This is a genomic window from Symbioplanes lichenis, assembly GCF_030709675.1.
Lineage (GTDB): Bacteria > Actinomycetota > Actinomycetes > Mycobacteriales > Micromonosporaceae > Actinoplanes > Actinoplanes lichenis.
This window is the reverse complement of record NZ_JAUZQD010000004.1, coordinates 454,509-468,822: the sequence shown is the minus strand read 5'-3', so window position 1 is coordinate 468,822 and position 14,314 is coordinate 454,509. Positions and strand designations below refer to the sequence as shown.

The 14,314-nt window shown below is 71.6% G+C and carries 13 protein-coding genes and 3 tRNA genes; 7 read left to right on the top strand and 9 right to left on the bottom strand.

Annotation, left to right across the window (positions count from 1 at the left end; all coding sequences use genetic code 11):
* The first annotated feature begins 6 nt into the window (after positions 1 to 6).
* Positions 7 to 1,005 (top strand): Gfo/Idh/MocA family oxidoreductase, encoded by a 999-nt coding sequence (locus RAN62_RS12395; protein WP_305784718.1) that lies wholly within the window; start codon positions 7 to 9, stop codon positions 1,003 to 1,005.
* A 14-nt stretch (positions 1,006 to 1,019) separates the two neighbouring features.
* On the opposite strand, the gene RAN62_RS12390 is transcribed toward RAN62_RS12395, so the two are convergent.
* From RAN62_RS12390 to RAN62_RS12380, 3 genes are all read right to left on the bottom strand, one after another.
* Positions 1,020 to 1,403, bottom strand: a complete 384-nt coding sequence (locus RAN62_RS12390) for a hypothetical protein (protein ID WP_305784717.1) — start codon at positions 1,401 to 1,403, stop codon at positions 1,020 to 1,022.
* A gap of 88 nt (positions 1,404 to 1,491) precedes the next feature.
* Positions 1,492 to 2,271, bottom strand: a complete 780-nt coding sequence (locus RAN62_RS12385; protein WP_305784716.1) for a hypothetical protein — start codon at positions 2,269 to 2,271, stop codon at positions 1,492 to 1,494.
* A 160-nt stretch (positions 2,272 to 2,431) separates the two neighbouring features.
* Positions 2,432 to 4,024 (bottom strand): OmpA family protein, encoded by a 1,593-nt coding sequence (locus RAN62_RS12380; protein WP_305784715.1) that lies wholly within the window; start codon positions 4,022 to 4,024, stop codon positions 2,432 to 2,434.
* A gap of 188 nt (positions 4,025 to 4,212) precedes the next feature.
* Here RAN62_RS12380 and RAN62_RS12375 point away from each other — a divergent pair, with 188 nt between their 5' ends.
* The 5 genes from RAN62_RS12375 (at position 4,213) to RAN62_RS12355 (ending at position 7,164) form a co-directional block, all read left to right on the top strand.
* On the top strand, positions 4,213 to 4,389 hold the full coding sequence (locus RAN62_RS12375; RefSeq protein ID WP_305784714.1) for a hypothetical protein: 177 nt from the start codon (positions 4,213 to 4,215) through the stop codon (positions 4,387 to 4,389).
* Positions 4,390 to 4,828: 439 nt separating this feature from the next.
* Positions 4,829 to 4,901 (top strand) — tRNA-Trp (locus RAN62_RS12370).
* Between the two features lie 56 nt (positions 4,902 to 4,957).
* A tRNA-Leu gene (locus RAN62_RS12365) sits at positions 4,958 to 5,030 on the top strand.
* A gap of 51 nt (positions 5,031 to 5,081) precedes the next feature.
* Positions 5,082 to 5,154, top strand: a tRNA-Leu gene (locus RAN62_RS12360).
* A gap of 339 nt (positions 5,155 to 5,493) precedes the next feature.
* The gene (locus tag RAN62_RS12355) at positions 5,494 to 7,164 is read left to right on the top strand and encodes an esterase/lipase family protein (RefSeq protein WP_305784713.1); all 1,671 of its coding nucleotides are present in this window, start codon (positions 5,494 to 5,496) and stop codon (positions 7,162 to 7,164) included.
* A 310-nt stretch (positions 7,165 to 7,474) separates the two neighbouring features.
* On the opposite strand, the gene recQ is transcribed toward RAN62_RS12355, so the two are convergent.
* From recQ to mptB, 4 genes are read right to left on the bottom strand one after another with little or no spacing between them, the layout of a single operon-like run.
* Positions 7,475 to 9,319: a DNA helicase RecQ gene (gene recQ, locus RAN62_RS12350; RefSeq protein WP_305784712.1), complete on the bottom strand. Its 1,845-nt coding sequence runs from the start codon at positions 9,317 to 9,319 to the stop codon at positions 7,475 to 7,477.
* Positions 9,320 to 9,357: 38 nt separating this feature from the next.
* A complete protein-coding gene (locus RAN62_RS12345; protein ID WP_305784711.1) occupies positions 9,358 to 9,792 on the bottom strand; it encodes a hypothetical protein in 435 nt (144 codons plus the stop codon).
* The gene (locus tag RAN62_RS12340; protein ID WP_305784710.1) at positions 9,776 to 10,885 is read right to left on the bottom strand and encodes a glycosyltransferase 87 family protein; all 1,110 of its coding nucleotides are present in this window, start codon (positions 10,883 to 10,885) and stop codon (positions 9,776 to 9,778) included. Before RAN62_RS12340 ends, RAN62_RS12345 begins: the two co-directional genes overlap by 17 nt.
* Positions 10,882 to 12,177, bottom strand: a complete 1,296-nt coding sequence (mptB, locus tag RAN62_RS12335; RefSeq protein WP_305784709.1) for a polyprenol phosphomannose-dependent alpha 1,6 mannosyltransferase MptB — start codon at positions 12,175 to 12,177, stop codon at positions 10,882 to 10,884. The genes RAN62_RS12340 and mptB overlap by 4 nt, the downstream gene beginning before the upstream one ends.
* Before the next feature lie 130 nt (positions 12,178 to 12,307).
* Between mptB and RAN62_RS12330 the strand changes: the two genes are divergently transcribed.
* On the top strand, positions 12,308 to 13,018 hold the full coding sequence (locus RAN62_RS12330) for a hypothetical protein (RefSeq protein WP_305784708.1): 711 nt from the start codon (positions 12,308 to 12,310) through the stop codon (positions 13,016 to 13,018).
* On the opposite strand, the gene RAN62_RS12325 is transcribed toward RAN62_RS12330, so the two are convergent.
* Both RAN62_RS12325 and RAN62_RS12320 read right to left on the bottom strand, forming a co-directional pair.
* Complete coding sequence (locus RAN62_RS12325; protein ID WP_305784707.1) at positions 13,003 to 13,626, bottom strand: GNAT family N-acetyltransferase; 624 nt, start codon at positions 13,624 to 13,626, stop codon at positions 13,003 to 13,005. The two genes, RAN62_RS12330 and RAN62_RS12325, sit on opposite strands and share 16 nt — an antisense overlap.
* Positions 13,627 to 13,695: 69 nt before the next feature.
* Complete coding sequence (locus RAN62_RS12320) at positions 13,696 to 14,298, bottom strand: mycothiol-dependent nitroreductase Rv2466c family protein (RefSeq protein ID WP_305784706.1); 603 nt, start codon at positions 14,296 to 14,298, stop codon at positions 13,696 to 13,698.
* Between the last annotated feature and the right edge of the window lie 16 nt (positions 14,299 to 14,314).

Sequence of the window (14,314 nt, the reverse complement as noted above, 5' to 3'; positions counted from 1 at the left end):
CTCGCCATGATCAACGTGGGCGTCATCGGTACGGGCATGATCGGGCAGGACCACATCCGCCGGATGTCCACGCTCCTGGCCGGCGTCGCGGTGACGGCCGTGACCGACGTCGACGCCGCGGTGGCCGCCCGGGTCGCCGCGTCCGTCGGCGCCCGCGCCCTGCCCACCGGGCTCGACGTCATCGCCGACCCCGCGGTGGACGCCGTGCTGGTCTGCTCCTGGGGCCCGACCCACGAGGAGTACGTCCTCGCCGCCGTCGCCGCGGGCAAGCCCGTCTTCTGCGAGAAGCCCCTCGCCACGACGGCCGCCGCCTGCGAGCGCATCATCGAGGCGGAAGTGGCGGCGGGGCGCCGTCTCGTGCAGGTCGGCTACATGCGCCGCTACGACCCGGCGTACCGGGATCTCAAGGCCGTCGTCGACAGCGGCCGCATCGGCGCGCCGCTCATGATGCACTGCGCCCACCGCAACGCCGGGGTGCCCGCCTTCTACGAGAAGGAGAACACCATCACCGACAGCGCGGTCCACGAGATCGACATGGCCCGCTGGCTCTTCGCCGAGGAGATCGTCGCCACCCGCGTCCTCCTGCCCCGCGGCAACCGCAACGGCGGCGACCTCGCCGACCCGATCTTCCTCATCCTCGAACTCGCCGGCGGCGCCCTGGTCGACGTCGAGGTCTCGGTCAACATCCGCTACGGCTACGACATCCGCGGCGAGGTCGTCGGCGAGAACGGCACCGCGTCCCTCGCCTCCCCGACCCCCGTCGTCATCCGCCACGACGGCGCCGCGTCCACCCCGATCGGCGCCGACTGGCGGGAGCGCTTCGCCCGCGCCTACGACCTCGAACTCCAGGACTGGGCCGACGCCGTCGCCCGCGGAGTCCCCACCGGGCCCACCGCCTGGGACGGCTACGCCGCCGCCGTGGTCTCCGACGCCAGCGTCCAGGCCCTCCGCACCGGCTCCCGCGTCGAGATCAACCTGATGCCGCGGCCCGCCCTTTACGCCTGAGGACGTCCGCCCGCTCAGTAGTCCCACTCGCTCAGGTCGTCGACCTCCACGACCCGCTCCCCGTCGAGAACCACGAGCAGCCCGAGCCCCGTCGGCCCGGGCGCCTCGGTGAACCGCACCTCCCAGGCCCGCCCACCCCGGAACGTCAACTCCGGATCCCACCGCTCCCAGGCGCCGTCGAGCCCGGCCGCCTCCGCCGCCTTCGCGAGCAGCCGGTCCCGCTCGCCGCAGACGTGATCGACGAACTCCGCAAGGAGCTCCTCACGAGCCTCGAGCAGCACGGTGACGCGGATGGCAGGATTGTCAGTGACGTGGCCGGTCCAACAGCGCATGCCGTCAGGAGCGTCCGGAACCTCCGCCAGCCCGGCAACCCGGCCGAGGCCCTGAGAACCATGCACCCGCGTATCGTGCCCCATACACCGCCGCCACCATGAACCGGCGTCCGCGTGTCGGTGGCACGACACGCCGGATCGATGTTCCAGCGTGCTACCACGCGGTTGGCGCCGTGACGGGCGGGTGAGCGACAAAAGCCTTCCCTTGTGAGGGCGTGCCAAATCTTCCGGCCCATGTGCGGAACGTGATTCCCCGTCCGGTGATGTGAGTGCGGCGGACCGCGGCCAGGCAGGCTGTGTGCAGGTCACCTGAGCGCTTACTGCCGAGCGCGTCCGAGGCCGGGTCGCCCCACGGGCACTTGTTGAGACCGCCCTGGGCGCCGTGTCGTTCCCAGCTCAGATCTTGTTGGGTTCGTCTTGCGTCGAAGAACAATCGATAGCCGAGATGCCGGCCCTTCTCCACAGGGTGCAGATGCCATCCGCCGCCGGACGCGTTACGGATGTGCGTCTCGGCGACAGCCGTGAACGCATAGAGGAGGTCTGACGTATACGGGCCGGTAGTCAGGACTCTGCTGTTCCACAACTGAACGGTCACGAACTCTGTAACGCGTACCTCGGTGAGCAGCTCATTCACTTGAAACAGCTCGATCCAAGGTCCCTCCGGGAATCGCTCCAGCCAGGGAGCCAGCGACTCCGGATCCGAGCGCAGCCGTCGCCCGTCGCGGAGCCGTGAAAGGTCCGTCTCCAGATCTCTCGGGGGATTTCGAGTGAGCCGTCGCAGAGCAGTCCTGACCGCCCTCTCCGAGCCGAGATCCCAGCCGTGAGGAGGCCATTCACGGGGTGGAGCGGCCACGGCGGCCAAATCCTCGAGCGCAATCGTCCGCGAGAGGCTCGGCTCGAGAAGATGCGCGAGATTCCAGATCGCTTCAAGCATCACTTGATGGTGTCTCAGAAAGGGGGAGCGGAGAAGCGATGGCGAACGGCGCGCCGGGAGGGTGTACAGCGCCGTGCTTGAGCGGCACATCCATTGACGCTGTCGGTGAAGCGCTGCTGTCGTGCCGTTCGGGTTCCGGTGTTGTGCCTCGGTGCGGCTCTCAGCTGCGGACGGGGATGCCGGTCAGGCGGAGGGTGTCGGGGACGTCGAGGGTGACGGTAGTGGTGCCGGCGGGCGGGGCGGGGAACCACAGGGCGATGGTCTGACTGCTGTCCGGCGGGATGGCTCGGTTGAGGAGACGGTCGCAGAGGCAGCGGTGGCGGCCCGGGTCGAGCTCGTAGTCGAGGCCGTAGGCGACGGTGCCGCCCGCGATCATCCGGACGCCCGCCGCGCCGTAGGGGGCGAACGGGTCGAACTCGTCGCGGACCGTGAAGACGCCCTGGCCGAGGAGGTCGAGGACGGTGGCGTCGTCGTCGCCGATGTTGGTGGCGACGAGGTCGACCTGGGCGAAGGGACCGAGCAGCCGGGCCTCGCGCGCGGTGAAGCTGACCGTGCCCCGGCTCAGCGGCAGCTGGATGTCGGCGCCCTCGGCCGCGGCGGCGACCCTGCCGGTGGTCTTGGGGAGGGGCACGTCCGGGACCGGTGGGGGCGCCGCGGCCGTACTCTTCGGGGCGCTGATCGTCACCCGCCGGTTGCGGGCGCGGTGATCGGCCGAGTCGTTGGGGACGGCCGGCGCCGTCTCGCCCTTGGCCGCGACGGTCTTGGGCCACTTGTCGTCGGGCAGCGCCGCGCGCAAGGCTCTGGCGACCGCGTCGGCACGCTCGCGGGAGAGCGTCATGTTGTGCGCGGCCGTGCCGGAGTCGTCGGTGTGCCCGGTGATCGTCAGCGGCCCGGCGCCGGCGGCGCGCAGGTCGGTCACCGCGGCGTCCAGCGTGCGGCGGGCCTGCCCGGTGAGCTGCGCGCTGTCGAGGCGGAAGAGCACGTCGGAGGAGAGATCGAGGTCGGTCCGGGCGGGCGTGCGCCGGGTGCGCAGACCCACATCCAACCTCTCCGTGTACGCGTCCAGCGCCGCCGATCGGGCCACCGCACCCGCCACGTCGAGCGGCTCGTGGTCGCGCCCCAGGAAGTCCGAGCCGGACGGCGGGGCCGGCACCTCTCCCGCCACGACGGGCACGTCGGCGAACACCCCGGCATAAGGCAACATGACCGACGCTGTCCCCACCCCGGCCGGCACCCCGGCGAACGCCGCCTGCACAGGCTGCGTCTCGCCCTGGTCCAGGCGCATCGACCCGGTGCACACGCAGTCGCCGCCCGCGGTCTCCGCCACCGGCCACACGCGCCGGCCCGCGGTGTCGACCAGGCGCCCGCCGTCGAAGACATTGACCGTGCCGCTCGAAAAGTGCCGGACGGCGTCGGAGGAGCCCGACTCCGCGCGCATCCGCACGGTCAGCACCACGGTCTCGCCCTGCCGCACCAGCGGCTCCACGCCCAGCCACAACCGGTCGCCCGCGGCGTCGACCACCCGCTCCTGCACGACGACGGGCGCCGCCCCGCTCGGCGCGCCCGCGCTGCTCGGCCCGGACGGCGGCCGGCTCTGCACCTGCTCCCGGGCCGATCCGTTGCCCCCGTCGCTGCCGCCGCCCCCGTCGCTGCCGCCGCCCCCGTCGCTGCCGCCGCCCCCTGAGCACGCAGCCAGCAGCACGGTCGCCACCAGGCAGGCGATCGTCGAGCGGAGTCCACGGCGTGCTGTCACGCTCCCGAACGGTACTCGCCCCTAACCCCCGAACCGCCGCGTGGCCGTGTGCCTTTCCGCCCGGGTATCGCGTGTCGCGACTGTCGGATAAATGCGTTGTCGTGGGGTGGGCGGATCTCTACCTTGGATCTCAGCAGCCGAGCCCGCAGCCGGGGGAGGCACCGGCCCGAGCCCGTGAGGAGAGTCAGATGTCGCGCCAGTTCCGCAGCACCGCAGCGCAGCAGCTCCTGCCCTCAGGCGGCGGCTATCTGCTCGGGGGCGATCTCCTGCCGGCCCTGCGACGGGGCAACGGCTGTCCGCTCGACGGCGACCTTCTCCCGGGCCGGCGATGGGGCAACGGCTGTCGGCAGCGGTGGCGCGGCTAGGCTTCGGCCAGCGCATCCGCCGCCCTCCCGCTCCGGGACCGGGCGGCGCTCTTGTCCCGAGGGCAGCCGCACGAGCTTCTGGCCCCGAGTCGCCGACGCGAAGGTCACTCCAGACGGCAGGAAGAGGCCCCCGCCGTGCGGAAACAGCCGGCCTTCGCTCGCGTGGTGAACGGGCCGACCGTCGCTCGCGGTAGTGGGAACGGCCAGTATTTGCTCACGGTGGCGGGAACGCCCAGTCTTCGCTCGCGGGGGGTGGGAACGGTCAGCCCTCGCAACGGCCAGTCCTGCCTCGCGGTGGCGTAAACGGCCAGCCTTCGCTCGCGGGGGTGGGAACGGTCAGCCCTCGCAACGGTCAGCCCTCGCTTGCCGGGGAGCCAGCCATCCTCGCGGCGTCTTGGGACAGCCGCTTACCCAACGCGCTCCGGCGTCCCTCACTCCTACGGGTGTAGCTCAACCGGCAGAGCACCGGACTCCAAATCCGGAAGACGCGGGTTCAACTCCTGCTGCCCGTGCGACCGTTCGCCCCGCAACGGCGAACGCACACAAATCCATAGTGGATGAAATACCCGCCCTCGTAGCCCAACGGCAGAGGCCCGACGTTGAGGACGTCGCCAGTGCGCGTTCGAATCGCGCCGAGGGCACGCACCACCGTCCCGGCCCCCGTGGCCGGTCGGAACCTGATCCAGCATCCCGCCCGGGTAGCCCAACGGCAGAGGCACGCCGCTCAGGACGGCGCCAGTGCGCGTTCGAATCGCGCTCCGGGTACGGCGCATCTCCCACGGTGATGCGCGACAGAGCGCCCCCAGCGAGGAGCGCACAGAGCGCCCCGAGCGAGGAGCGCACAGAGCGCCCCGAGCGAGGAGCGCACACAGCAAGCGCGTCGTGGACGGCGGCACGTCCAGCGGCCTGTAAAGCCGCCGCCTTCGGGCAGACCTGGGTCGGCACCAGGGACGCGCACCAGGCCCGTCAGGTCAAGGCGGTGTTCACCACTGTGGCCAGGCGGGCGGCCTCGTCGTCACCGCGACCCGCAAGTGAGCGTTATCCGACACCGCGCGGGTCGGTTGTCCTACAGCCGGGCGGGCCCGGTCCTGTGAGGCTGCCCGGATGACGGAACCCATTCGCCCCCTCATTCTGGTCCGGGGCTTCGGCGGCCCGGATGTGACCGACGAGCAGCGCAGCCCGTACCAGGGGTTCAACGACGGCACGGCCTATCCCGGCAAGCGTGGCGAGGACTACATCTACGAGGGCTTCCTGCTGCGGGCGCTCAAGTCGGAGCGGTACCCGTACACCGATGCGACGAATGTCATCGGCTACTACTCCCGGGCGGTGAAGGCGCCGCCGGACTCGGACGGGTGGGAGGACGACTCGGTGTCCGGGTCCGTGGTCATCGCGCCCTCGGTGGCCCGCCGGGCGCTCGACCGCGGGGTGGCCGGCACGATCTGGGTCTACCGCTACTACGAGCTCACGCCGCGGGCGCTGCACACCTACGGCGAGGGCCTCGTACGCCTCATCGAGCTGATCAACCGGGCCGCGAAGCGCCGCGACGAAGAGGTCGCCGGCGTCGACATCGTCGCGCACAGCATGGGCGGCCTCGTCGTCCGCGAGGCGCTGGAGCAGCTGCACCAGACCGAGAAGCACTCGGCGGGCCGCCTCATCCACCGCATCGTGACGCTCGGCACGCCGCACCGCGGGATCGCCTTCCAGCGGGTCCCCGGCTGGCTGCTCAATCTTGTGCACCCGGTGCGCGACGCGCGGGACGAGCTGCGCGCGTTCGACCCGACGAGGACCGATTTCCGGGAGGTGGCCGCCTGGTTCCCGATCCGCCGGCTGCTCACGGTGGTGGGCACCGATTACCAGTCGTACGGCAACGGGGCCGCCTCGCTCATGAACAGGCTCTCGAGCATCGTGGACGACGGCTCGTTCGCGACCAATCGCAGTGACGGACTGGTGAAGCAGGCGTCCGCCCAGTTGCCGGGGGCTCCGCGCACCTATGTCCACAAGTGCCACGGCGGACCGGACTCACTGGTCACGTCGCGGGAGGCGTACGAAATAGCCATGCGGTTCTTCCATGCCTCGCATCACGTGCGACTCTGGCTCAGCCAGGCGGACGTACGCCGGGGCGGTGACTGGCTCGGACGCAGTGAGTTCTTCTTCGGGGTGGCCGTGAAGGCGCGCTACGTCGACTTCGACCTGTTCCATCAGAGCCGTCAGGCCGAGAACTGCTACGGCCCGTTCGCCCGGCGTGGCCTCGACGACCCGGTGCCCGAGCTGGCCGACGAGCTCGCCAAGCCGCTGGCCGACACCGGCGACGACACGCTGGGCTGGGCCGGCCCCGACCGGCTGGTCTGGGAGGGCTGGATCGACGCCCGCGCCAAGCGCGACCAGACTTTGCCCGACCTCGTCTTCCGCCTCAACATCTATGTGGGCGAGCGCGACAGCTTCGGCGTCAGCTTCTCCGACAACGTCATCTTCGAGAAGCAGTACTACGTCCAGGCCTTCCCGGGCGACGACATGCGCCTGTACGTCCATACGGGCGACGAGTACCTCGGCGAGCGCAACCATCGCACCGTCGACGAACTCGACGACCTCGCCCGCTCCGAGTCTAGCCACGGCGCCCTGGCCCGCGTCCAGCGCATGCGCCCGGCCACCGACGGAGGCTGGGAATTCGACGTCGGCGGCACCAACTTCACCGCCACTCTGCGCGTCGCCTTCGACCCCGACAGCGAAAGCGACATCTACGCCGAGGAGGCCGCCCACCCCGCATCCTTTCGTTGACAACCCCATCCGGGCACTGCGCCGGCTCGGCAGGGCCCTTCGGATGCCGCCTGTGTTCATCCGATTCGGCGGCCGGCCGATCGGGCGAGATGCGGGAGCCTGATACACCGTGGCGCCGTATCTGCCGGCCGAGGCTGTCTGCGGGGCGGGTCGCCGAGGCCGCAGGTGCGTGAATCATCGGGCCCTTCGCAGGCGTTGCCTTCGACTACCGAAGCCCCGGAACGGCGGCGGTTGATGAGCCGGCCGCGCGCCGGTTCGGAAGGCCTGACCCCGGCGGCGCTCGTCGACGGGCTGACCAGCGCCGCCGGGGTCAGGCCGCGGCGAGCGTGTCGAGGACCTGCTGGCCGTACTTGGCGAGCTTGTTCTCCCCGACGCCGTTGACGGTCGACAGCTCGGCGAGGGATCCCGGCCGGGCGACCGCGATCTGGCGCAGGGTCGCGTCGTGGAAGATGACGTAGGCCGGGAGGCCCGCTTCCTTGGCCACGGCGGCCCGCCACTCGCGCAGGCGCTCGAAGATCTTGGCGGCCTCCGGCTCCAGCTCGGCGGCGGGCGCGGCGGACGACGAGGAGGAGCGGCGGGAGCGCGGGGCGCGGGCGGCCTTCTCGGGCTCGCGGCGCATCATGACCTCGCGTTCGCGGCGCAGGACCGAGGCGCTGGCGTCGGTGAGGGTCAGGACGCCGTACTCGCCCTCGACGGCGAGGAGGCCCTGGGCCAGCAGCTGCCGGACGACGCCGCGCCACTCCTGCTCGCGCAGGTCGGCGCCGATGCCGAAGACGGACAGCTCGTCGTGGCGGAACTGGGTGACCTTCTCGGTGGTCTTGCCGAGCAGGATGTCGATGGACTGCCCGGCGCCGAACTTCTGGCCGCGCTCGCGTTGCAACCGCAGCACGGTCGACAGCAGCTTCTGGGCGGCGACCGTGCCGTCCCAGGACTCCGGCGGGGTGAGGCACGTGTCGCAGTTGCCGCACGCGCCCTCGGAGGGCTGCCCGAAATAGGCGAGCAGCTGCGCCCGCCGGCACTGGACGGTCTCGCAGAGGGCCAGCATCGCGTCGAGGTGGGCGGCGAGGTTGCGGCGGTGGGCGAAGTCACCCTCCGAGCTCTCGATCATCTTGCGCTGCTGGACGACGTCCTGGAGCCCGTAGGCCAGCCACGCCGTCGAGGGCTGCCCGTCGCGGCCGGCGCGGCCGGTCTCCTGGTAGTAGCCCTCGACCGACTTGGGCAGGTCGAGGTGCGCGACGAAGCGTACGTCCGGCTTGTCGATCCCCATCCCGAAGGCGATCGTGGCCACCATGACCAGCCCGTCCTCGCGCAGGAAGCGGCTCTGGTTGGTGGCGCGCGTGCCGGCGTCGAGCCCCGCGTGATAGGGCAGGGCGGGAATGCCATTTTGCACCAGGAAGTCGGCGATCTTCTCGACCGAGGCGCGGGACAGGCAGTAGACGATGCCCGCGTCGCCGGCGTGCTCGCTCTTCAGGAAGTCGAGCAGCTGGCGGCGCGGCTCCTGCTTGCCCACGATCCGGTATTGGATGTTGGGGCGGTCGAAGCTGGCCGTGAAGTGCCGGGCGCCGGTCAGCTCGAGCCGGGTCGCGATCTCCTCGCGGGTGGCGCTGGTGGCCGTCGCGGTGAGCGCGATGCGGGGCACGTCGGGCCACTGCTCATGCAGGATCGACAGGTTGAGATAGTCGGGGCGGAAGTCGTGGCCCCACTGCGACACGCAGTGCGCCTCGTCGATGGCGAAGAGGGCGACCTTGCCCCGGTGCAGCAGCTGCTGCACGCCATAGGTGCCGAGCCCCTCGGGCGCCACATAGAGCAGGTCGAGCTCGCCCGCCGTGAACATCTGCTCGGTGCGCCGCCGCTCGGCCGGCTCCTGCGTCGAGTTGAGGAAGCCGGCCCGGACGCCGAGCGTGCGCAGCGCGTCGACCTGGTCCTGCATCAGCGCGATGAGCGGCGAGATCACGACGCCGGTGCCCGGCCGCACCAGCGCCGGGATCTGGTAGCACAGCGACTTGCCGCCGCCGGTGGGCATGAGCACGAGCGCGTCGCCACCGCCGGCGACGTGCTCGATGATCTGCTGCTGCTCGCCACGGAACGCGGCGTAGCCGAAGACGCGCTGCAGCACGGTCTGAGCACGGTCGGCGACGGTCAGGGCGGAAGTCACCCCGCGAGTTTAGAGACTCCCCCCGACAAGAAGCGCACTCAGCGGACGTCCACGAACATCGGGTTCGTGGAGAGCCAGGTGTCGAGCCACGGATCCCCGTCACCCGGCGTGTGCGCGATCGGACCGTGCGGGTCGATCTTGGCGCCGAACAGCCCGGCGCCGTGCCGCTTCCCGTCCGAGCCCCGCAGCCGGAGACAGCTCGGCTCCGTGACGGAGAACCACCATCGCAGCGTGCGAGAAGGAGCCTCGAAGGTCTTGACGACCCGGGTGTCCGGCGCGCGCCACGAGTCGCGGTCCCGCGCCGGCCCGCGCACCGTGCCGCGGATCACGGCCGGCGTCTCCCCCGGCCCGGCGGCGGCGAACCCCGCGCCGAACAACCCCGCGCGGCGCAGCAAGGTGCGCCGGTTCACCCCCTGCGGGTCCGATGCCGACACGGGTACGGCCGGATCGGCCCACTCAGGAATCACGCCCATGCCGCGCGACGCCAGGGGCGACGGGCGACCGCCATTTGTCCACCGCACGAACGCCGGGCGAAATCAACATCAGCAGGATCACAGCCACCACGACGTACGCGTTCGCGCCCACCGCCGCGAGCGGCCCCGACCCACCGGCCCACCAGATCCAGACCACGCTGCTGCAGAGTACGAACCACAGTGTCGCGAGCACGGCGAACCGGCGTACCAGGAACAGTGCCGGCAGCAGCCACACGAGGTGATGCACCCACGTCACCGGGCTGATCAGGCACGCCAGCACCCCGGTCAGCGCGCAGCCGGTGACCGCGTCGGTGCCGCGCACCCGCACGTACCAGCAGACCAGCGCCGCCACGACCAGCAGCACCCACCAGCGCGGATCGAGATCGAGGCGGGCGACCACGCCGCGCAGGGACTGGTTCGACACGTACGCGGTCCGGCCCACCCGGCTCGTGTCCCACAGCGCCGAGGTCCAGAACACCCGGGACGCCTCGGGCGCGGCGACCGCCGTCAGGATCGTGGCCCCGGCCGCCGTCCCCGCCGCGACGGCCACCGCCCGGAATCGGCGGGTCACCAGCAGCCACAGGACGAAGACGGCGGGCGTGAGCTTGATCGCGGCCGCCAGCCCGATGCCGGCTCCCGCCCAGCGCCGTCCTCTTTTCATCGCCCGCGTGTCCAGGCCCACCAGGAGGACGAGGAGCAAGTTCACTTGACCGAAACTGAACGTGTCGCGCACCGGCTCGAGGAGCAGCACCGCGCAGCCGATCAGCGCGGTGATCCACCACGGCCGGGCCCCGAGCCACCAGCGCAGCAGCACCACCACGGCGGCGGCGTTGGCGAGCAGGGACAGGGTCACGGCCACCGGGCGGGGCGGGAGGGCGAGCGGGCTCAGAACCAGCGCGGCGAACGGCGGGTAGGTGAACCCGTACACCGTGCCGTCGAACCGGAAGTCGTAGAGCCGGCCGCCGTCGAGCAGCCACCAGCGGATCGCGCCCCGATAGACGTCCAGGTCGAAGAAGTGCCGGAACAGCGGGACGGTCACGAGGAACGTCCCGGTCGCCGCGGCCGCCGCGGCGACGAGCAGGATCTTCCTCACAGGGCCGGCCGGCGCTCGGGGGCGCGGGTCACGGCCAGGGCGAGGGTGGCGATCCCCAGCACCACGCCCAGGGTGGCCAGGCGCAACTCGTCCTGGTCGGCCGCGTAACCGTCGGGCAGCACGACCAGCGTCAGCGCCGCGCTCGCCGGGACGAGCCACCGGTGGGCCCCGGGCCGGGACACGGCGAGCGGCAGGAGCGCCCAGAGCAGGTACCACGGCCGCAGCGCGGGACCGAAAACGACCACAGCGAGCAGGAGGACGCCGAGGGCGGCGACAGGCTTCATCCGGTACGCGGCGATCGCCACGACGACCACGATCAGCACTCCGGCCCAGCGCCAGCCGTGCTGTCCCGTCATCCGTTCCAGGACGCCCGTGAGGGACCAGTTGCCGGGCGACACCGGTGTGCCGAGGGCGGTGATCCAGGCGTACCCGAAGCCGGTGAGCTCGCCCACAACGACCGTGACCGCCGCACCCACCGCGCCGGCCGCGGCCATCGCCGCCGTCCGGCTGACCGGCTTGCCGTCCGTCACCTCTTTCGTCGCGGCGTTCGTCGTCCAGATCAGAGCGACCGCCGCCAGGCCGGCCGCCGCGGGCGCTTTGACCAGGGCGGCCAGCGAGACCACCACCGCACCCAGGATCGGCCGGCGCCGGACGGCCGCGGCCAGCCCGACGGCGAGCAGCCCGGCCATCAGCGCATCGTTGTGCGCGCCGGACACCAGGTGGATCAGCACGAGCGGATTGAGCACGACGAGCCACCACGCCCGCGCCCCGTCGACCCCGCCCGCGCGAGCCAGCACCGGCACGGCCAGTGCGATCAGCGCCACACCCCCGGCCGCCACGAGCCGCATGCCCGTGACCCCGGCGCCCAGGTGCGTGCCCGTGACCGCGGTCACCGTGCGGGAGATCAGGAGCCACACCGGCCCGTACGGGCTGGGCGTGTCCTGCCACAACGCCGGCACCTGCGCCGCCACCGGCCCGCCGAGCCGCTCCGGCCCGAATCGGTACACGTCGATCCCGCTGTCCGCCATCAGCCCCTGCGCGAGGTAGCTGTAGACGTCCCGGCTGAACAGCGGCGGCGCCAGCACGAGCGGCGCCGACCACAACCCGAGCGTCGCCCACCGATGCCGGGCCGGCGCCGGCCCGCACCGCCCGTACCACCACCAGCCGAGCACGAGCAAGGTCAGCCCCGCGTACGCACACACCAGCCCCGGCCGCCCGAGCGGTCCGCCGGCCGCGACAAGCAGCGCCCCCGCACCCCCGGTCGCCGCCGCCAGGGCATGATCGCTCCGCACGGCCGCACGCTCTCAGCCCCACATGTCCGCCGCCCGTCCCGGGCATGACCACCGCCCACCCGCCCGATGACTCCTCGGCGCGCCCCGCGTCGCGGGAGTGTGTTCCTGTCTGACACAGCACGGGCTCGGCGTGTTGCCATCGCTGGTACGGCCGGCGAGACGGAAAGGCGGCGAGACATTGATCAATATCGACGCTCGTCGGATGCGGGCGGATCATCTAGATGCCTCCGGAGGCTTCTCCTCCGACCGGATCCGACTTGATCAAGCCAGCATCACGGGGTCAGCGATCTTCGACGGCGCCGCACTGGGCAACGGCGAAGCGGTCGCCCTGTCCGGGCGTGGCCTGAACGTCGGCCAGTTCCTCAGTTGCTCGAACGGATTCGCCTCGAACGGCGCCATCGATCTCATCGGCGCAACGATCGGCAACGCTCTGATCTTCACCGGAGCCACGTTGCGCCGTCCGGGCGGTTTCGCCCTCGACGCACAAAGCGCCTCGATCGGCTTCGCCCTGTTTCTCGGCAGTTCCTACGGCGACCCTTCCGGCTTCTCCGCATACGGCGGCATCAGGCTGGTAGGCGCCCGCATCGACGGGTTCATCTGCTGCTGGGGAGGACGGAGGAGCGACGACCTATTGGTCATGGCTGTTCCATGTCGCCGGCTGGATTCTCACCTCCGCCGTAGTCGCCGGCATAGCCAGATTGATGAAGCGAGAGTGACACGGACACCGCGGGCGACGGTTCTGTCAGCGCCGGCGTCCGAGGGCGTCCTCCTCGGCGTAGGTGTCGCGTTCGCTCACGGGCTTGGTCGCGGGTGGTGGTGGTTGGGCTACTGCCCCGGCTGACAGTCCTGGCCTTCCGCTGCTCGCCCGTCCGCCGGCCCGGCCGTGAAATGGGCTTCCAGCTGCTCCAGCAGAGGGTCGCGCAGGCCGACCGTGTCGGTGGCCCAGAACGCCTCGGGATAGATCAGCCGGCCGGTCATCCACGGCTCGTGGGACGAGAGCAGCGCCACCTGGAAGGCCGGGTCCGGGATGCGCGTCGAGGGCCGGTCGAAGCCGAGCGCGGAGCCGGCGCCGAAGCCGCGGCGCCCGTAGTAGCCGGGGCTGCCCTCGAGGAAGACGGCCGGCGCGTGACGATCGTCGGCGGTCTCGAGCGCTGCCGCGAGCAACGCGGTGCCGGCGCCGTGGCCCTGGCGGTCGGGGCGTACGGACAGCGGGGAGAGCACCAGCACCTCGACCAGCGACCGCCGGGCGTCCACCCAGCCCCGGGAGAGACCGACGTGCCCGATCAGCTCGTCGCCGGCGACGGCGACGAGGCTCGCCCGAGCTGCTCCGCCGGCCTTCAGGGCCCGCATCATCCGGACGACGGGCCCGTCCAGCGGCTCGCCGAAGGCCGCTGCCACGAGCTGCTCCACGGCCGGCTCGTCGGACGGCGTCACCTCACGGATGTCCATCGCGTCACCGTAGAACCGGCGGCCGGCCGGCGCACCGGAGTTTCCGCGCCGCGGCCGCCGGCCGGGAAATCAGTCGAAGTTCAGGCCGCCCGTACGGGTGCGCTTGAGCTCGAAGAAGTCCGGATAGCTGGACAGGGCCACGGCGCCGTCGAAGACGCGGAGGGCCTGCTCGCCGCGGGGGATGCTGCTCAGGACCGGGCCGAAGAAGGCGACGCCGTCGATGTGGATGGTGGGGGTGCCGACGTCCGGGCCGACCGGGTCCATGCCCTCGTGGTGGCTCTTGCGGAGGGCGGCGTCGTACTCGTCGGAGCCGGCGGCGGCGGCGAGCGACGCGGGCAGGCCGACCTCGGCGAGCGCCTCGGCCCGGACGGCCTCGAGGTCGTCGCGGCGGCCCTGGTTGTGGTAGCGGGTGCCCAGGGCGGTGTAGAGCGGCTCGAGCACCTGGTCGCCGTGCTGCTGCCAGGCGGCGGTGACCATGCGGACCGTGCCGAGCGAGCGGTCGATGGACGTGCGGTAGTGCTCGTCGAGGTCGCGGCCCTCGTTGAGCACGTAGAGGCTCATGACGTGCCAGCGGAGGTCCAGCTCGCGCTGGCTCTTGACCTCGAGGATCCAGCGGGACGTGATCCAGGCGTACGGGCACGCCGGATCGAAGTAGAAGTCGACAGTCGTCATGCCGTCGACACTATGC